Annotated in this window: 17 protein-coding genes; 9 read left to right on the forward strand and 8 right to left on the reverse strand. The window is 37.2% G+C overall.

Annotated features, from left to right (window positions below; all coding sequences use genetic code 11):
* Positions 1-101: 101 nt before the first annotated feature.
* The gene (locus tag KKC91_08125) at positions 102-1,523 is read left to right on the forward strand and encodes a tagaturonate epimerase family protein (protein MBU0478518.1); all 1,422 of its coding nucleotides are present in this window, start codon (positions 102-104) and stop codon (positions 1,521-1,523) included.
* Here the strand turns inward: KKC91_08125 and KKC91_08130 are convergent.
* The 8 genes from KKC91_08130 to KKC91_08165 all read right to left on the reverse strand — a co-directional run bounded on the left by KKC91_08130 (position 1,466) and on the right by KKC91_08165 (position 11,163).
* Positions 1,466-2,623, reverse strand: coding sequence for a glycosyltransferase family 4 protein (locus KKC91_08130; protein ID MBU0478519.1), 1,158 nt, complete (start codon positions 2,621-2,623; stop codon positions 1,466-1,468). The genes KKC91_08125 and KKC91_08130 overlap by 58 nt on opposite strands.
* Positions 2,620-4,086 (reverse strand): hypothetical protein, encoded by a 1,467-nt coding sequence (locus tag KKC91_08135; protein ID MBU0478520.1) that lies wholly within the window; start codon positions 4,084-4,086, stop codon positions 2,620-2,622. The genes KKC91_08130 and KKC91_08135 overlap by 4 nt, the downstream gene beginning before the upstream one ends.
* A 141-nt stretch (positions 4,087-4,227) precedes the next feature.
* Positions 4,228-4,800 carry a glycosyltransferase family 39 protein gene (locus tag KKC91_08140; protein MBU0478521.1) on the reverse strand — a complete coding sequence of 191 codons (573 nt, stop codon included), beginning with the start codon at positions 4,798-4,800 and terminating at the stop codon, positions 4,228-4,230.
* Between the two features lie 87 nt (positions 4,801-4,887).
* The gene (locus tag KKC91_08145) at positions 4,888-5,598 is read right to left on the reverse strand and encodes a hypothetical protein (protein ID MBU0478522.1); all 711 of its coding nucleotides are present in this window, start codon (positions 5,596-5,598) and stop codon (positions 4,888-4,890) included.
* Between the two features lie 87 nt (positions 5,599-5,685).
* Positions 5,686-6,720, reverse strand: a complete 1,035-nt coding sequence (locus KKC91_08150) for a Fic family protein (protein ID MBU0478523.1) — start codon at positions 6,718-6,720, stop codon at positions 5,686-5,688.
* A 68-nt stretch (positions 6,721-6,788) separates the two neighbouring features.
* Entirely contained in the window at positions 6,789-9,017 is a 2,229-nt protein-coding gene (locus KKC91_08155; GenBank protein ID MBU0478524.1) for a glycosyltransferase family 39 protein, read from the reverse strand.
* Complete coding sequence (locus tag KKC91_08160) at positions 8,984-9,664, reverse strand: glycosyltransferase family 2 protein (protein ID MBU0478525.1); 681 nt, start codon at positions 9,662-9,664, stop codon at positions 8,984-8,986. The genes KKC91_08155 and KKC91_08160 overlap by 34 nt, the downstream gene beginning before the upstream one ends.
* Entirely contained in the window at positions 9,661-11,163 is a 1,503-nt protein-coding gene (locus tag KKC91_08165) for a hypothetical protein (GenBank protein ID MBU0478526.1), read from the reverse strand. The genes KKC91_08160 and KKC91_08165 overlap by 4 nt, the downstream gene beginning before the upstream one ends.
* A 95-nt stretch (positions 11,164-11,258) precedes the next feature.
* Between KKC91_08165 and KKC91_08170 the strand changes: the two genes are divergently transcribed.
* The 8 genes from KKC91_08170 (at position 11,259) to KKC91_08205 (ending at position 18,788) form a co-directional block, all read left to right on the forward strand.
* On the forward strand, positions 11,259-12,200 hold the full coding sequence (locus tag KKC91_08170; protein ID MBU0478527.1) for an NAD-dependent epimerase/dehydratase family protein: 942 nt from the start codon (positions 11,259-11,261) through the stop codon (positions 12,198-12,200).
* Positions 12,193-13,317: a SpoIID/LytB domain-containing protein gene (locus KKC91_08175; protein ID MBU0478528.1), complete on the forward strand. Its 1,125-nt coding sequence runs from the start codon at positions 12,193-12,195 to the stop codon at positions 13,315-13,317. The genes KKC91_08170 and KKC91_08175 overlap by 8 nt, the downstream gene beginning before the upstream one ends.
* Positions 13,318-14,352 carry a tRNA preQ1(34) S-adenosylmethionine ribosyltransferase-isomerase QueA gene (gene queA / locus KKC91_08180; GenBank protein MBU0478529.1) on the forward strand — a complete coding sequence of 345 codons (1,035 nt, stop codon included), beginning with the start codon at positions 13,318-13,320 and terminating at the stop codon, positions 14,350-14,352. It begins immediately after the preceding gene.
* A gap of 64 nt (positions 14,353-14,416) precedes the next feature.
* Positions 14,417-15,157 carry a 3-oxoacyl-[acyl-carrier-protein] reductase gene (fabG, locus tag KKC91_08185; GenBank protein MBU0478530.1) on the forward strand — a complete coding sequence of 247 codons (741 nt, stop codon included), beginning with the start codon at positions 14,417-14,419 and terminating at the stop codon, positions 15,155-15,157.
* Between the two features lie 28 nt (positions 15,158-15,185).
* On the forward strand, positions 15,186-15,419 hold the full coding sequence (gene acpP, locus KKC91_08190) for an acyl carrier protein (GenBank protein MBU0478531.1): 234 nt from the start codon (positions 15,186-15,188) through the stop codon (positions 15,417-15,419).
* A 178-nt stretch (positions 15,420-15,597) separates the two neighbouring features.
* Entirely contained in the window at positions 15,598-16,836 is a 1,239-nt protein-coding gene (gene fabF, locus KKC91_08195) for a beta-ketoacyl-ACP synthase II (protein MBU0478532.1), read from the forward strand.
* A 17-nt stretch (positions 16,837-16,853) separates the two neighbouring features.
* Positions 16,854-17,993: an acyl-CoA dehydrogenase family protein gene (locus KKC91_08200; GenBank protein ID MBU0478533.1), complete on the forward strand. Its 1,140-nt coding sequence runs from the start codon at positions 16,854-16,856 to the stop codon at positions 17,991-17,993.
* Between the two features lie 3 nt (positions 17,994-17,996).
* The gene (locus KKC91_08205; protein ID MBU0478534.1) at positions 17,997-18,788 is read left to right on the forward strand and encodes an electron transfer flavoprotein subunit beta/FixA family protein; all 792 of its coding nucleotides are present in this window, start codon (positions 17,997-17,999) and stop codon (positions 18,786-18,788) included.
* The last annotated feature ends 78 nt before the right edge of the window (positions 18,789-18,866 follow it).

Genomic DNA, 18,866 nt, shown 5'->3' on the forward strand with positions numbered 1-18,866 from the left:
GGTCAACTGACCAGAATTAGATGTATCTAAAAATAGTCTCGACCAATTTAAGATATATAGTAAGCTAGAAGATGAACACCTAAAATTAAGGAGTTAATTAAATGAAATCTCTTATTGAAGAAGGTTACAAAGTTTACAACGAATCTAAGATAAAAAAAGGTGGCAAGATTTATCTTCTTGCAAAAAAAGACCTTAAGAAATATCTGGTTTCGGATGATACGGAATTTGAGAAGTCTGTAGAAAAAATATCTAAATATAATGTCTATGAAAAAACTCACTTCAATGCTCTTAGATTGCGTAATTTATTCAAGCATCTAAATCCCGTTGCTTGCGGAATTAAGAGAAGTTTTGGTTTTGGAGACAGATTGGGATTAGCTACTCCGGGCCATATTAAGACCATTAAAGGCAGGGATATATTTCCGATTCTTTCCCAGCAGTCTATACGAGAAATGGAACGCACAGGCCGCAGTATGGAAATTGTCTTGGATGATGCTATGTGGGGAGTTTTTCAGGAAGGATACAGGAAAGGCTATGGAGCAGATATTGACCATGTCAAAGAGCAGGATGATGTTATTAAAGCATGTGAACATGGTTATACTATGTACACCATAGACCCTTCAGATTATATTAATGACAACGTAAAGGATATGTCTCATGAGGAACTTACATCAACGTATGAAAGTATTCCAAACACAGACTTCTACGAAAGGCTTTATTTGGGAAAAACCTATGAAATAGGTAAAATAGGTGCAAACACATACAAGATGACCAAGACTGAGCTGATGAATATTATTTCTGTCTATGCCAAGGCATTAGAGCATATTGTAAATTGTTATAATATTGTTAAAGAGAGGATTTTAAACGGTTTTGATTTTGAGGCATCAGTAGATGAAACTGATACTCCAACCACTCTTTTAGCTCATATATTTATTGTAGAGGAACTCAGGCGAAACAGGGTCAATTTTACAAGTCTGGCCTTAAGATTTATTGGAGAGTTTGAAAAAGGGATTGATTATATTGGTGATATAGAGATATTTAAAAAAGATTTCTTAGCTCATGCTGATATATGCCGCCACTTTGGCGGATATAAGCTAAGCATTCACAGCGGCAGTGATAAATTTTCCATTTATCCGACAGTCGCAGAAGCTACTGAAGGAGTATTTCACATCAAGACAGCCGGAACAAACTGGCTGGAGGCAGTCCGCCTTATCAGCCATAAGAACCCTGTCCTCTACCGGCGCATGCACCAGATAGCACTTAGTAATTTTGAAAAAGACCGTAAATCATATCATGTTACCACTGATCTATCCAGAATTCCCGCGCTTAGCAAACTCTCTAATGAAGAGCTCCCTGAGCTTCTCAATGAAAATAATTCCAGACAGCTTCTGCATATTACATACGGGAGCATCCTGAAAGATATGAAAGATGAGATCTATAAGACCTTAAATATTTATGAGAATGAGCATTATGAGATGCTTGGAACCCACTTAGGTAAACATCTGGATTTGGCAAGCAACTCCTGATACAACAATTCTGTTTGCTTTGCCATTATTCGTGCATCATAGTTTGATTTAATAAACTTGCTTGCATTTCTGCCAAATTTACTTGCAAGACCTTCATTATCAAGAAGCTGTATTACAGCGTTTGCTAACGATCTTGCGTCTTTGGAAGGAATTAATAAACCTGTTTCTTCATGTTTAATAATTTCTCTTATTCCATCTACATCCGTTCCTACAACCGATTTTCCGAGATACATTGCCTCAACAAGTACTCTTGGCAGTCCTTCAAATAATGAAGGCTGAACAATTATGTCGCACATGGATATAACATTTGCAATGTCTTTCCTGTATCCAAGAAACCTTACATGTTCATGAATATGTAACTTTCTGCAAATACTCTCAAGGTATTCTCTTGTTATGCTATCTTCACCGCATATTGCAAACGTAACATTTTTATGTCCCTCTAATACTATTTTGCAAGCCTGGAGGAAGTATAGATGTCCTTTTTTACCAACCTCTCTATTCCTGACTCTTGCAATCAATCCAACCAGTTTTCCTCTCTCTTTATGAGTATCTATATCAACATTCAACCTCTCAAAATCAGTTCCATTAATAATATGAATTACTTTATGCCCAGTTATTTTAATTTCTTGAAGCAGGTCTTTTTTTGTTGCATCAGAAACAGCAATAATCTTTTTTGGTATATGCTTCAGGACAAATTTATAAAATATGGCATTAAAGTTATTAACTCTTTCACCTTCCTGATTCATATTGATACGGTCATGAATTGTCACAATATGTGGAATTCCAAGAATTAGAGATGCGACTGCGCCCAGCAGATCCTCTCTTCTATTGTGTGTGTGAATAATGTGGATGTTGTTCTCACGGATGATTCTCGTTATATTCCTTAATGAGTGGAAACTGAACTTAGATGAAATTTCATTGCATACTATTTTAAAACCACCCTTCTTTAATACTGCTCCAAACTCACTACTTTCAGGAACTGCAGTAAGCACGCTGAATTTCTCCTTATCAAGATACTTTATAAGGGCTCTTATATGCTCCTCATTTCCGCCGAATACTTTTGAATTTGATACCTGAAGTATGTTTATGCGTTGCTTCATTCTATTACAATATCATCTCCTGTAAAATACACACTATCTGCCTTTATAAGTTGAGGAAGTTTCCAAACTTGTTTTGCTTTAGCTTTTTTATTGATAAGTCTTATAAGATAATCAGGCAAATAAGTATTTTCTAAGATGATGTCCTTGATCCGGAATATAAATCTCTTTTCATCTTCTGTTCCAAGCTCACATATCGCCTTGATGCGCAGTTCTTTTATGAATTTTGTCCTGCCCCCTATAATGACGTCCTCCTCCTCAAAATTAACCTGTTGCGCATATATCTTTTTTAATTTCTTTTTCAGAAATTCCCTGAAACAATCTTTAGATATTATTAATTTTGGCTGCTGGGCATTGCCTGATTCCACACTAATAGTAGAATGAAACAGTAGATCATCCATATTAAGTTTAACCTTGCTCCAGTTGAGATGAATCTTTGCATTTATACCGCGTTTCAACCTTAGATTATCAGTCATTATAACTATCTCATCAAAATAGCCATTTCTGAAATTCCGTGACGGATTTATGCGCATGTTTAAATTGACATCGGAAGAGATTCTACTCTTAAATCTATATTCTAATAATTCCTGTATGTTAGATACGTCTAATTTCTTTTTGATATCCTCGATTTCAATGTCTTTTCTCAAAACAACCCTATACACGCAAAATTGCTCGTCTCCTCTTTTGTATATTTTATGTCGAGAAGCGGCTTGATACCATGCTGTTTTCCAATCCTTCTTCAGTGCATCATTAATCATGGGTATCATACTCAGGTCATCTTTATATGCAACGACATATATGCCATTATAAAACTTGTCGCGTGTATCTTCCGTGAATTTTTCAATACCCCCGTACAGGAGTGTCTTCATGCGCCATTCTTTACCATAGCAGTAATACCACATCTCCCATGGAACCTCCCGCGTGAAATAAATAATACTATTCGGAAGTGCGTTATCCTTTAGATATACAGATGCATTACCCATGCCATCGCTTTTTGAATAGACTGCTCCCATGTCCAATTTCCCGATATTCTTTGTGGAGCAAAGCCCTGATAATATTATTACTAAAATAAAACCTGTTCTTATAAACTTGTTTCTCATTACAGGAGGTTTGATAATATAATTCAGGATCCTTGCAAGCACTATGATCATAAAAGGGGATATTAGAAGCAGGTATCTGTCATATACTTTGAACTGAAACACAACAAAAAGAAGTATGTGTGTGTATACAAAAAGTATCAGAATAATATCAGCAATAATCTCAAATTTCCTTCTAAATTTAATATTAAAGAAAAGTCTTCTGGAGTTATAAACGAGTAAAGGGATTGACAGGATAAATAGGATATTTAATGGTATGGAGTTGAACGTAAGTTTTATATACTGCCACCATTGCCTGGCTCGCTCAAGGAAACTTCCAAAATCAAGTGTAAACACGCCGCTCTGGTGTGAATATGCCTTTCCCAGCATGCCGAATCTTGGCCTTTGGCATAGAGCCGACCATGCAAAAACCAGCGCCAGGATAATTAGGCAGCCATAGATCCACTTAGAATATTTTTTTAGATACAGTTTTATATTAAAAGTGTTGTTGCTCTTCCAAAAAAGTAATATTTAAAAACATATAAATACTGGGATAGCCATAATAGCAGGCTGCTTTGTGCCAAGTGCCAGGCCAAAAACAATACCTGATAAAAAAGTTTTGTCGATACATAAAAGATAAAAACTCCACAAAATAAAAAACGACATAAGCACATCTATAAATACCGTTGGGCCAAATACGATATTGTAAGGAGAGACAGCGAGCAGAAATGATGCCCAGAGAGCAGTTTTTCTATTAAAGAGTCTTATGCAGATGAGATATATTAAGAATATGCCGGCTATACTTCCGATGAGATTCGGGAGTCTGAGAACATTAACATGATTGCCTAAAACCTTAACAAACGGAGCTGCTACATAGAAGAAAACAGGAGGTCTGTCTACATCGGTTGAGCGAAAGAGCCAGTCACCTTTCGTTGCAATATCTAAAACATAGGAGCCATGCAATCCTTCATCACAGTGAAAATCATGAGTTGAAAACACACTCAGCCTGAACGCCACACCAAGTAATATGATTGCAATTAATGGAACATTCCAATCCCTGTTGTTCCAGACGTCTCTAAACTTGCTTATGGATTCTGTCTTCATTTAAAATATTCCCTTTCTGTCATTGCCCGAAAGCGTTCGGGGGGAATTCGGGTGGTTAAGAATTGATTCTCATTCATTGCTTTACTCTCAATGCAATTGACTAATTTGATTAATTATATATTTTTCTAAATAGGTTGAGTCTTGCTTAAATCCGTCGTAGATTTTTATAATTTCGCTTAGACGAAAAAACTTTGTTTTTGTGCTATAGTCATTCGTATGTACTGTAGGAAATAGCAAATCATATGGCTCGTTACTAATATCAATATCTAAGTGAGATGTTGAATGATGAAATATGTCTTTTCTGATTTCCTTTAATTTCCTATGCCAATTCGCAGACAACCATTGTTTTTTAGGTAATTCTGCTACAGAGAGGTTTCTTTTGAAAACGTTTTTCAAGTATCTTGATAGTTTCTTTGCTGCTTTTTCCATCAATTCACAACACGAACGTAATTCAAATATAAGCGAATCAATATCAATAAGTAAGGGATATTTTATCTCAATGGGAATATCCAAAGAACATTTATCATTATTATCATTATCTTTGTTTCTATTATAAATATACGGAGCTAGTCGTTCTTTCTCTTTATTTATCCTCCTAACAATAAAAGGGAGAAATTCGAGGTTAAGGCTTATAGCAAATATGGTATTGCAAAATTCATCTTCTCTAAGTTTTTTTAGTTTATATTTTTTGTTTCTTTTTTCAGCATCATTAAAAGCATTCCAAATAGCATGGCTCCAATCATGATGAGTTGAGATATATCCTGTATATAATACTTTTTTAGGAAGTTTTTGTTTCATTTTCTCCCATTATACCCCACCATCCATCAAACCATAAAGGAAAAAGAAAAGGATAATACCCTATTCATTGCCCCATTCATATATTTATTACCCTATTCGTTTCCATTTCGCGGACTGTCCCTTGCCAAGACAGACAATTCGCTTTTCTTTCTGCAATTGCCTGAACACGACTCTGATCATATCCCTGCTGACACCAGGACATAATCTCTCAATATCAGATATGGCAAACTCTCCAACTTCCTTTTCAACCGCAGCAGTGATTATCTCTGTTTTTACCCCTCTTAGAGGCTTTATGCTTCCTGCGCGTTCTTCAAATTCCTTATATGCTCCAAGCACTATTCCAAGAAAATAATTGAACCATGGGGAAATATCATGCTTTGATTGGTGCCATTTTTGCGAACTCTTATTCAGTGATTCGTAATATGTTTCCTTTGACTGTTCAGTAATACGCTCAAGACTTATGTATTTAGTCACCTGATAATCATGCTGGTAGAGAGCCAATAATGTCAAAAGTCTGGATACTCTGCCATTACCATCTCTGAATGGGTGAATGCATAAGAAGTCAAGCACCAAACAGGCAACGGCATAGAGCTCAGGATACTTTAATTGATTGACGCTGTTTTCATACGCAAGGCATAGTTGTTCGATCATAGCCGGTATTTTACCTGAGCCTACGGGTTTAAAGATAATCTCAACACGGCCATCAGGATATTTGCGGATAATATCGTTGTCTTTCTCTTTCCATTTCCCTGCATCCCATACTTCACCACGGCACAAACGATGTAACTCTTTGATTGTCTCCGGCGTTATGCGAAGACTTGTGTTTTTTTTATGTATCAGATCAAGCGCCCTGCGATAACCCGCCACTTCTTCCTCGGGGCGATCATGCGGTTTGCTCCTGCCGATAATAAGAGGCTTAAGCCGATTACTCTCAATTGTCACGCCCTCAATACGATTGGATGATTCTGCGCTCTCAATAAGCGCCATCTCAACAAGTGATTTCAGAATCTGAGGGGACTGTTTTGTATATAATTCCTGTTTGCCTTTGCATTCGGAAATAGAATTCATTAACCATACAGCGCCCAAAGGCAGCTTAACAGTGTCGTCTTTAAAGGAATGCATATTTACCTCGTTTATTTGTGATTATACCCCACCATCCATCAAACCATAAAGGAAAAAGGGATGGATTTTTATGTCCCAAACACAATCTTTGATTTTTCAATACTAATATGTCTTAGGGGAACTCCTAGAAATAGGCTCTTTAAATCAAATAAAGGGTTTAGTTTTTTTGATACCAAAGGCAGTAACCACGAAGGAATTTTTATATTACCAAGTCTTGCATTTACCAGATATATCTCTACGGTAGCCCTATCCTTGATATTAAGTGTTCCGCTCATCTGAAAATTAATATCTCTGCCCAATAAATGCGCAGTTCCATCTAATTCCATGTTTTTGCCGGAACCGGTTAAATAGCAAGTGGTTACCTGCTTATTTGTACTTAAAATATGATTTGTAATATCCTCAATAGAGACCTCTACATATATATTATTGCTCTGCGCAGGTATAAGTTTATGATATAAGAAAAGAGCCTCCGGATTTATGCGGGCATCTTTCCATGTAAGCTTTATCAGCCCTTTAAATTTCCTGCCAAGTTTTATGCCGGAGGCAGTGCAGATAATATCTCCCAGCTTTCCTTCGTTTAAATCAAGTTTGTCCCCGGATGCTAATGTTATTTGGAACTCTTTGGGATTGCGCCATGCCCTTTCAAATATTGCTTTCAGATAAGCTTCAAGTTTTTTAGAATTTTTGTATGAATTAATATTTGCAGAAGCAAGGGTTATAGATGGTTTGAGACTTACTTTATATAATTTGAAGTTTAATTTTTTATGTCCATAAGCGTTATAAACATTGCTAATTTTATAATACGTCATTTGTGGATTTTTAGTGAATGCATCCTGAATTTTCTTAATCTGACCTGTATGTTCAAGCAGTAAATAAACTCCCTCATCTACACGGTCCCATATCTCCTCTGAGAACTTCCCAATAGGTATATCGTTGCTGAACTCCACTGGTCTAATGTTAAATCCTTTATTAAAGAAGTAGTAATATGCGTTTGACCATAACGACCTAGTATAATAGATGGTTGAAAATCTGTCTGCATTTGCAGAAAAATATTCTACTGTATTTTGAAACCCATCTTCATTATCCCATCTTGCACCAAATCCCAAATTCTTTATGCCATCCAGTGTTCCTGAGGTAAGATTGATAAGTAAGACAAGTCCCAAACCAAGAGCAAATATTGCTAATGAAGTGGGGGATTTTGTTTTAGTGAAAAATTGCAGAAGCAGAGATAGATATCTGGCTAACAATATGAATACAAACGGTATAATAAACATCAGATAATGAGGAGAGAATCCAAACCTGAACAATGTGAAAGTTCCAAGCATAAGTGCAATATATCCCCCAATACATAAGCTTATGATATTCTTAAATCTGTGCTTGTTTTTGAGATTCAGAATTTCGTAAGCAATTAATGCAGGAGCACTGATAAGAAAGAACATATTCACTACTGAGCTGTTAGTAAACTTTGAATACAGACTTAGCCAGTGAAAAAGTCTTGGTGTTAATTCTCCAGCCATAATTTTAAAAACTCCGCCTGTTGCGTTTACCTGAAATATAATGCCAAGTCTTGGATCTTCAAAGAATACTGCCCATATAAGCAGGCCCGCAAACACCATAGAGAAGCCAAAAACAAGTTTCATTAAAGGCTTCTTTATATAAAAACTAAATTCAGAATGCTTTGTTTGCACCCATTGCATGTATCTTAATATTATGGAAAATGCTCCAATAATCGGCATGGCAAGAACGCCGAATTGCTTTGCGCAAAAACACAGGCCAAGAAAAATACCAGCCCAGAATTCCTTATAGATACACAGAAAATATATAGAGAAAAGAAGCAGGCAGGCAAACAGAGTGTCTTCAAAAACCGTTGGCCCATAAAGTATGTTATACGGAGAAATTGCCATAAGAAAAGCAGCTATTCTTGCAGTGTTTTTATCAAAGCATTTGCAGCATATTTGATAAACAAGCCAGATGCTGATTAGGCTTGCAAAGAAATTCGGAAGTCTGGCAGTGTTATCTCCAAATCCGAATATTCTGAAAGATAATGCTGCAAGATAAGGAAGTAAAGGGGGCTTATCAACATCTTCAGCTTGAAAGAACCAGTCTCCTCTAAGAGCAATCTCAGCTCCTCTAAAACTGTATAAGGCTTCATCTCCATGAAAGTCTCCCAATCCAAACACACTTATGCGCAATAAAGCCCCAAGAATAAGAATTATTATCAGCAATAAATTTCTATTCTGATTCAGGGAGGTTAGTCTGGTAATTAATCTACGAAACGATATTTCAGAAGAGACCAAATTGCTATCACTCCATCTTTTTGCTTAATTTTTTTTCCTTCTTCATATGTGCGGGGATTGTATTTGATTGGTACTTCACAAATTTTATAACCCTTTTTTCTGACTTTTGCGGTGAATTCTGTACAGAACTCAAACCCAAAACATCTTAAATTAATATTATTCAGTACCTCTTTTTTGAACATTTTGTAACACGTTAATACATCTGTAACCAATGGAAGATAGAGAAGATTTGCTATCAGACTTACTAAAATATTTCCCAGATAATACTGAAAGTACATCATCTTGTTTCTGCCCTTAATCCTTGAGCCATATACAATCATAGCGCCGTTATCTATCTGTTTTAATAGTTTATAATATTCTTGTGGAGAATACTCCAGGTCAGCATCCTGCACAACTACAACATCCCCATCAACATATTTGAATCCTGTTCTAAGCGCAGCACCTTTGCCCTTATGCTGTTTATGAAAGAAAACCCTGAGATTTTGGTATTGAGAAACCAGTTCTTTAAGTATTTCACGTGTTCCGTCAGTAGATACATTATCCACAATTATAATCTCTTTATTGATATCCAGCGCATATACTCTTTTTACAATCTCTCTGATAGTATCCTTTTCATTATAGCACGGAATAACAACTGAGAGTTTCATAGCCTTTGCTCCCTGCAATGCATCTTATACTTCCAGATCAATATACCGGCTAAAATTACAATGCTTATAAATATCCAGATATATTTGCCCATAAAAGATAGCGTAAATGAGCTGTGCCATATTCTTTCTATGACAGTCTTGAAAGGAATATGCTCCCTGAATATATACAAATAATCCCATATATACTGCCCCTCGTATGAGTTGCACTGCTTATTATAATATACCAGATTCGCCTTTGTCAGCAAAAAAAGACAGTATGAATATATAGCTGAGAGACCTATCAGACTTTTAATTAAACAGGTCTTTTTATATCTATCAAGGAATGCGCACAAGCCTAGTCCTAAAAATGGGATTGTGCAAGTTAAATATCTTTGAGCGTAGCATCCTCCGGCATTATATTCTTTTCTCATTCCATAAATAAGAGCTATTAATAAGAAATTAACCAGAGCTATTATACCTGCTAAAGATAGCTTTTTATCTCTATTTTTAATAAGAAATGTAAGACCGATAAAAGAAAGTGTAAAGCACGGGAACCACAGCAGAAAGCCGTGATCAACCGAAAACAAAAGGTTTATAACAGGCGGAGGTATTTTTAGTATGCCTATCCACCCATAACCGCCGTATCCTGCCTCAAACCATGAGCCGAACTGCGTATGGCACTGATATATAGAGAGGGAAAATACTACAACCAGCGGCGCTGTATAAATGACTATATTCTTTATGATTGCTGATATTCTCAATCCTTTATAACAGAGAATAAGCGCAAGAAGATATGGAAAAAACAGCAAGCCATTTACATATCTTGTCCATGCGGAAAGAGCAACACAAAGTCCAAGAATAAATGCTAAGAACGTGCTTTTTCCCCCTTTGGCTATCCTTTTCCTTAACAGTATAAATACATAAAAGGATAACGTGACTAAGAAGGTGCTTGTTGCGTGGCTGAAACCGTTTGTCGCATAATAGAGAAGAGGGCTTGCAAAAAAGCACACAAGTGTTGTAAACAGGCTGATGCCTCTTGAAAAATTTAATTCAATAAGAATGTTAAACAAGATTATCATAGCAAGTATTGCATATATATTGTGAGCAAGGATCACAGATGATATATTCAGGAATTTTCTGGAACTCAGCCCCTTATAAGGTAGCGTGCGGGGATTATTACTAAAGGAAGGGGGATTGAATTTAATGAATTTTGCCACAACTTGCGAAACTAAATAAAAAGGTGCGTCAAGAAGAGTCATGCCAAGGGGATAACCAGTTACCCATCTTCCTGTTTTCTCGCAGTATTGAGTTCCATTCCCATTCCAGCCATACATATTGTTGCCGAGGTCAAGGTCTCTATCTTCAATAATAGATTCAAGATTTGCAAAATGCCCCCAGCCATCATTTCCACCAAGCCCGTCTTCAAATATGAAACAATGCAGGCCAAGAACAAGTATAAGGAAAACAAGTTCCCATGAAAGGTATTTTTTCTTACTCATCATTCTTTTTGAAGTATACACAATATAAACTCTTTGCACAAACTTGTTTCACGATGTAGAATACATAGCTGAATTTTATCATATAAGTAAAACTGGAAAATACAGGAGAAATAAAAATGGCCAGGGTACTTGTTACAGGAGGTGGAGGATTTATAGGGTCTCATTTAACTGAGAAGCTTGTTGAATTAGGCCATGAAGTAACAGTTATTGACAATCTATCGCATGGAAATCTGGAGAATCTTGAATCAGTTGCTAAAAAGATTAACTTACTTAACGAAGATATTCTTAATCCTGATGTCTTACAAAAGGTTACTGGGGGCAAGGAATACATCTTCCATTTAGCTGCAAACACATCTATAAACAAAAGTCTTGAGAAACCATCATGGAGCGCAGAATTAAATATAATGACTACGATCAGACTGCTGGAGACTGCAGTAAGGCACAAGGTAAGGCGAGTGATATTTTCTTCAAGCGCTTCTGTTTACGGGTATGCTAAAATTCTTCCTGTAAAGGAGACAATGCCGGTAGCTCCTGCATCTCCATATGCCTTAGAAAAAGTAACAGGAGAAAACTATATGAAGTTGTTTGCAGAATTGTACGACATCGATACTGTGTCTTTAAGGTATTTCAATGTGTTTGGACCGCGTCAAAATCCTGATCTTCCTCATCCAGGAGGAGTGACTATTGTAATCAATCAAATTCGTAAAACTGGCTCTTCTCAATTGCAGGGTGACGGAATGCAAACGCGGGATATGATTTATGTTGGGAATATAGTAAATGCAAACATTCTTGCAATGGAAAAACAGTCTGATTCAAAAGGGGCTGCATATAATATTTGCACAGGCAAGTCTATATCAATAGCAGAGCTTCATAATAAGATTTCCAAGTTTATGAAAACTGATTCATCCAGAGAATATCTGCCTTTACCAGAGGGAAATATAATAGATTCTAAAGGCGATCCTGCATTGGCTAAAGCTGAGCTGGGTTTTGAAGCAGAAATTGATTTGGATGAAGGACTAAAAAGAACAATTGATTGGAGCAATGACAAAAATGCTTAGACAAGGGGTTTCAACCCCTTGTTCAATATTCCAGATTTTCTTATTTTCGTTCTTGCTATTAGCCAGTACCTGCGGATTTGCTCAATCTAAAATTGTGAGAGTATTGGTCTTTAAATCCAGCACTTCGCTCACACTTTCTTCTCAAGGACCTGTTGTTATAAAAGCGGGGGATAATGTCTTAAAAAGAGAAAAGAGATTGGAAGAAATCGTTTTAAAACGCAAAAGCAATGCCGTAAGGTTTGGAAGAGGTGAATACGAAACATTAGATTTTATATCAAATGGATTCCCTATATCAGTGAATAACATTGCGTACAGTGGGAATATTAAAATAAGCGTTGCTCAGGAACAGCTTTCTGCCGTCAATTATGTTGATATAGAGGGCTATTTGAAGAGTGTTGTCCCGTCCGAGATGTTTTCCACATGGCCTATGGAGGCCTTAAAAGCACAGGCGGTTGTAGCGCGCACATATGCGCTTTATCACATGGCTGGCCCGAGCAAAGAGTATGACTTATGTTCAGAGGCAAAATCTCAGATGTATAAAGGCGTATGTTCCGAGAGCAGCAACTCTAATATGGCTGTGTATTTAACAGAAAAAATGTGCCTGTATGACAATAAGAAACTGGTTCCCACTTATTTTCACTCAACATGCGGCGGTAATACGATTAATGCAGATAGTATATGGGAAAAGGCTCTGGATTCCATAGAGGGCGTTGATTGCAAATTCTGTAAGGACTCACCTCATTATAAATGGAAAAAATCAATAGGAAGAATAAAACTCGGAAAAATTCTGAGCAAAAAAGGTTTCAAGATAGGTAAAATAAAAAAGATAAGACTTGAAAAAGGCAAACCTTATAGGATTTTCATAGAAGATAAATATGGGAAATCGCAAGTATTGAATGTAGCTAAATTTAGAATGCTTGTTGGGTCTGAGATAGTTAGAAGTAGTAATTTTAGAGTTAAAGTCGGATGGTTTAGAGTGAAGTTCAAAGGAAACGGATGGGGCCATTGTGTAGGGTTGTGCCAGTGGGGAGCACACGGAATGGCTCTTAAAGGATATAGCTGTGAGCAGATTCTGCAGCATTATTATCCTAACCTTGATCTAAAAAGAATGTTTTAAATGCATATTTCTCTTTTTGATTATTCTCTTCCGGAGAAACTGGTTGCGCAATATCCTGCCTCTCAACGTGACAAATCCAGATTAATGATTATTAGCAGAGAAACTGGAGATATTACTCATAGTTCTTTTTCTAATATAGTTGATTATCTTTCCAAAGATGATTTGTTAGTCATAAACAACACAAAGGTGATACATGCCAGATTGAGAGGGATAAAAGAAGCTACAGGAGCCCACATAGAAATACTGCTGGTCAGAGATTTGGGTAATAATGTATGGAACGTACTTGCAAAGCCGTCAAAAAGGCTAAAGATAGGAACAATTATTAATTGCAGTAAGAATCTTTCTGCGGAAGTCATAGAAAAGAATAATGACGGTATAGTAAGGCTTAAGTTCAGTTTCACAGGTAATTTCATGGAAATTCTGTCTAAAATTGGCCAGGTTCCTCTTCCTCCATATATAAGAAGGGCAAGTATCAAATCCTATGACACCAGAAGATATCAGACAGTTTATGCTAAAGAAGCTGGATCTATTGCTGCGCCAACTGCAGGACTGCATTTTACAAAAAGTTTGTTAAAAAAGATTAAAGAAAAGGGAATTCGAATTGCTGAAGTAACACTTCATGTGAGCGTTGACACATTCAAGCCTGTTACAGAGACAGAAATAGAAAAACACAGGATGCAGTCAGAATATTATGAGATAAAAAAAGAGACATTTTTTACAGTAAAAAAAGCTATACAGGAGCAAAAGAGGATAGTAGCAGTTGGAACAACAAGTGTGAGAGTTCTTGAATCAGTGAATTTTGATGCTGATAATCCAGAGAAAGATCTTTCAGCATGGACGGACCTTTTTATATATCCCGGATATAAATTTAAAGCAGTGAATGCTATTATTACAAATTTTCATCTTCCAAAGTCAACGCTATTAATCTTAATACATGCTTTTGCGGGCAGAAAACTTATAACAAAGACATACAAAGAGGCAATTAAAAAGGAGTACAGGTTCTATAGTTATGGAGATGTGACGTTTGTCACATAATAACTTGACAATCAATAGCCAATAACTATAATGCCAGCGATGAATTAAGAAATTGGGAGGAAGCATGAAGCTTGGTGGAAAAACAGCAGTTGTAACTGGTGCAGCTCAGGGTATTGGAAAGGAAATAGCGTGTAGCCTGGCAAAAGAGGGCGCAAATGTTGTAGTTTCCGATATAGATCTTGAACTTGCAGAACAAACAGCAGCCGAGATAAGAAAAATGGGAAGAGAAACGCTGGTTATAAAAGCTGATGTTTCTATGCCAGAGGAAGCTGCAAACATTATAGAAAAAACGATTGACAAATTAGGAAGCCTGGATATACTCATCAACAATGCCGGAATAACTAGGGACAACTTTATTTTACGCATGAAGGATGAGGACTGGGATAAGGTGTTAGCAATAAATCTTAAGGGGACATTTAACTGTATTAAAGCGGCTGCAAAAGTTATGTTAAAGCAAAGAAAAGGCAAAATAGTAAACATAGCATCCATTATAGGGTTAATAGGCAATGCTGGGCAGGCGAATTATGCTGCCTCTAAAGCAGGTGTAATTGCCCTAACCAAGTCCGCTGCCAAAGAATTCGGCTCAAGAGGAATAACTGTTAATGCTATAGCACCTGGTTTTATAAGCACAAGAATGACAGAAGTGCTTAAAGAAGATACAAAGCAAAAAATGCTGGGCAATATTCCTCTAGGTAGATTTGGCTTACCCACTGATGTTGCAAATCTTGTTTTATTTCTTGTCTCTGATGAAGCAAATTACATCACAGGACAGGTAATTAATGTAGACGGTGGAATGGTAACTTGAAGTTTTCAAAAAAAGGAGGAGATTGAGTATGTCAAGTGAAAAAAGAGTGAAAGAGATTATTGTTGAACAGCTTGGTGTAAAGCCGGAAGAGGTTACTAATGAGGCATCATTTGTTGATGATTTAGGCGCAGATTCATTAGATACAGTAGAACTTGTTATGGCACTTGAAGAGGAATTTGACATTGAAATACCTGACGAAGATGCGGAAAAGATTGTTACAGTTGCCGATGCGACAAACTACATAGATAAGCACGTCCAGTAAAAAAATCAAATTCGAAGCACGAAACACTAAATACGAAACAATATCAAATGACCAAAATACAAATGTTCAAAACGATGTTTTGAATTTAGAAAATTTGAATTTAGGGTTTGTTTCGAGTTTCGGATTTAGAATTTCGGATTTTGTTTGATATTGTGGTTCTTAAATTAAGGATCCAGTCATGGAGAAAAACAGAGTTGCTATAACAGGTATAGGAGCAGTAACACCTGTTGGTAATAATCCTGATATTTTTTGGAAGAACATATGCGATGGAAAGAGCGGGGTAGATCGCATCAGCTTGTTTGATCCGTCAGATTTTGATAGCAAGATAGCTGGACAGATTAAAGATTTTGATTCTTCTATGTATCTTGGCCAAAAAGATATAAAAAGGATGGATCGTTTTGTGCAATTTGCTGTTGCCTGTAGTAAAATGGCTTTAGAGAATAGTGGATTAGATACAGATAAAGAGGATAAGAGCAGAATAGGTGTTCTTATAGGTTCTGGGATTGGCGGATTAAAGGTAATTGAAGATCAGCACAATGTGCTCTTGCAGAAAGGCCCTTCAAGGGTATCTCCTTTTCTTATTCCGATGTTGATAATAGACATGGCTAGTGGACAAGTTGCAATTCAATTTGGGCTTAAAGGTCCGAATTTTGCGATTGCTACTGCGTGCGCTTCCGGCTCTCATGCAATAGGAGAGGCTTTTAGGATTATTCAAAGAGGAGAAGCAGATATAATGATAGCAGGGGGAACAGAGACTGCAATAACTCCTATTGGTGTTGCCGGCTTCTGTAAGATGAAGGCTCTTTCTACAAGAAATGATAAGCCTGAGAAGGCAAGCAGACCATTTGACAGGGATAGAGATGGTTTCGTAATTGGGGAAGGAGCAGGTATTCTGCTTCTTGAAGATTTGGATCATGCAACAAGGAGAGGTGCATACATTTATGCAGAATTAGCAGGTTTTGGTATGACTGCTGATGCATATCATATAACGTCTCCATCCCCTGAGGGTGAGGGAGCTGCGCAAGCAATGAAATTGGCTTTGGACGATGCAGCGCTGAATCCTGAAGATATTGATTACATTAATGCGCATGGCACTTCAACCCCTTTCAATGACAGATGTGAGACAAAGGCTATTAAAACTGTATTCGGCAAGTATGCAAAAAACATACCTGTGAGTTCAACGAAATCTATGACGGGTCATCTTTTAGGAGCGAGTGGAGGGGTTGAATTGATAGCATGTGTCTTAAGCATAAAGCATGGCATTATTACTCCAACTATAAACTATGAAAATCCGGATCCTGAATGCGATCTTGATTATGTGCCTAATACTGCGAGAGAATGCAAGATTCAATATGCAATGTCAAATTCATTTGGTTTTGGTGGCCATAATTCAGCTTTAGTTGTAAAAGAGTATTAAAAAAAGGAGATAGACATATGGATTTTAGTTTAACAGAAGAACAGCAGATGATGCTTGAGGAAGTTAAGAGAGTTTGTGAAGAAAAAATAGCTCCCAGAGCAGAAGAGGTTGACGAAAAAGGCGAATTCCCGCAAGAGAACATTGATCTTTTGGCCAATATGGATTTACTTGGGCTTGTTATCCCTGAGGAATATGGCGGTCTTGGCATGGGTTTTTTAACATGGGCTCTTGTTGCTGAGGAGATTTCAAAAGCATGTGGAACAACAGGTCTTATTTTCGGAGCTAATCTGCTTTGCGTGTATCCATTGATAACTTTTGGCACAGAAGAGCAAAAGAAAAAATATCTGCCGTCTCTGGCAAAGAACAAACTCGCAGCGTTTGCGCTTACTGAGCCGGAAGCAGGCTCTGACGCTGGAAACGTTAAGACAACCGCAAAACTTGATGGGGATCATTACATAATAAATGGCAGGAAGATCTTTAATACGAATGGGGGAGAGGCAAGCACCTATATTATTATTGCAGCCACACATCCGAATCAGGGTCCTCGAGGCCTGAGCGCGTTCATAGTTGAAGCAGATACACAGGGATTTACAATAGGGCAAAAGTTTAACAAGATGGGGTTCAGTGCACTTCCGAATGTAGAACTTGTTTTTGATGATTGCAAGGTGCCAAAAGAAAATCTATTATTAAAAGAAAGACGTGGTTTTCGAGTTGCAATGGAAACATTTGATGCGGGCAGAATCGGGGTTGGCATAGGCGCGCTTGGCATTGCTGAGGCAGCGTTCGAAGCCGCTCTCAAATACGCAAAGGAAAGAGTGCAATTTGGAAAGCCGATAGCCTCTTTTCAGGCGATTCAACATATTTTAGCTGATATGGCAACAGAGATTGAGGCAGTAAAATTAATACTTTATAAATCAGCATGGCTTAAGGACCAGAATCAGCCTTTTGAAAAATATGCTTCAATGGGAAAACTAAAGGCTTCAGAAGTTGCTATGCACGTATCTACAAAAGCTGTGCAGGTTTTTGGCGGATACGGATATATGAAGGAATATCCTGTGCAGAGGTATATGAGAGAAGCCAAACTGTTTGAAATAATAGAAGGCACATCTGAAATCCAGCGCAGTGTTATTGCAAACTTTTTATTAAAGGGACGTTAAATCATGCAGTTCATTGTTTGTATAAAACAAGTTCCTGATACTGAAGAGATAAACAATGTTAAAATAGATTCCCAGACAAACACAATGATTAGAGAGGGGATAAAGAATATTATAAACCCCTTTGATGAGAATGCAATTGAGGAAGCTCTTAAGTTAAGAGAAAAATATGGAGGCAAGGTCACCGTTATCAGTATGGGGCCTCCACAGGTAGAGGCTGCACTTAGATCTGCTCTGGCAATGGGTGCAGATGAAGCGATACTTATTTGCGATAGAGCATTTGCTGGTTCGGATACACTTGCTACATCATACACATTAGCTCAAGCCATAAATAAAATAAGTAAGTTTGACGTTGTGTTATTTGGTAAACAGGCTATAGATGGTGATACTGCTCAAGTTGGACCTGGTGTTGCAGAACAGCTCGGTATAGCGCAAATAACATATGCTCGAAAAATAGAGATTAATGACAATATATTAAGGGCTGAGAGAGCATTAGAGAATTCTTTTGAGGTTGTAGAGGTAAAGCTTCCATGCGCGGTAACAGTTACAAAAGAGATTAATGAACCACGTTATGCTTCGATGAAGGGTCTTCTTATGGCAAGGAAAAAACAGATTCATGTTTGGAGCGCTGAGGACTTGGATGTTGATAAGGACAAGATAGGGCTGGATGGTTCCCCTACTCAGGTAGTTAAAATATTCACTCCACAGATAAAACATGAAGGTGAAATTCTGGATGGGACATCTTCAGAAGTTGTAGATAAACTTGTTTCAAAATTAACAGAACATAAGCTTTTCTAATCTTTCTATTTCTCGTAATTTCATGTTGTTTTTGACCAATGCAATTTTCCCAATATGTTATGGACTCATATATTTGAT

It is taken from the genome of bacterium (genome assembly GCA_018812485.1).
GTDB lineage: Bacteria > JAHJDO01 > JAHJDO01 > JAHJDO01 > JAHJDO01 > JAHJDO01.

Bases quoted from the DNA above. Each gene is read 5' to 3' on its own strand.
- KKC91_08140 (MBU0478521.1), bottom strand. From the start codon at position 4,800: ATGAAGACAGAATCCATAAGCAAGTTTAGAGACGTCTGGAACAACAGG.
- acpP (MBU0478531.1), top strand. From the start codon at position 15,186: ATGTCAAGTGAAAAAAGAGTGAAAGAGATTATTGTTGAACAGCTTGGT.
- KKC91_08130 (MBU0478519.1), bottom strand. From the start codon at position 2,623: ATGAAGCAACGCATAAACATACTTCAGGTATCAAATTCAAAAGTATTC.
- KKC91_08205 (MBU0478534.1), top strand. From the start codon at position 17,997: ATGCAGTTCATTGTTTGTATAAAACAAGTTCCTGATACTGAAGAGATA.
- KKC91_08150 (MBU0478523.1), bottom strand. From the start codon at position 6,720: ATGCATTCCTTTAAAGACGACACTGTTAAGCTGCCTTTGGGCGCTGTA.
- KKC91_08170 (MBU0478527.1), top strand. From the start codon at position 11,259: ATGGCCAGGGTACTTGTTACAGGAGGTGGAGGATTTATAGGGTCTCAT.
- KKC91_08200 (MBU0478533.1), top strand. From the start codon at position 16,854: ATGGATTTTAGTTTAACAGAAGAACAGCAGATGATGCTTGAGGAAGTT.
- fabG (MBU0478530.1), top strand. From the start codon at position 14,417: ATGAAGCTTGGTGGAAAAACAGCAGTTGTAACTGGTGCAGCTCAGGGT.
- queA (MBU0478529.1), top strand. From the start codon at position 13,318: ATGCATATTTCTCTTTTTGATTATTCTCTTCCGGAGAAACTGGTTGCG.
- KKC91_08135 (MBU0478520.1), bottom strand. From the start codon at position 4,086: ATGCTGGGAAAGGCATATTCACACCAGAGCGGCGTGTTTACACTTGAT.
- KKC91_08175 (MBU0478528.1), top strand. From the start codon at position 12,193: ATGCTTAGACAAGGGGTTTCAACCCCTTGTTCAATATTCCAGATTTTC.
- KKC91_08145 (MBU0478522.1), bottom strand. From the start codon at position 5,598: ATGAAACAAAAACTTCCTAAAAAAGTATTATATACAGGATATATCTCA.
- fabF (MBU0478532.1), top strand. From the start codon at position 15,598: ATGGAGAAAAACAGAGTTGCTATAACAGGTATAGGAGCAGTAACACCT.
- KKC91_08160 (MBU0478525.1), bottom strand. From the start codon at position 9,664: ATGAAACTCTCAGTTGTTATTCCGTGCTATAATGAAAAGGATACTATC.
- KKC91_08125 (MBU0478518.1), top strand. From the start codon at position 102: ATGAAATCTCTTATTGAAGAAGGTTACAAAGTTTACAACGAATCTAAG.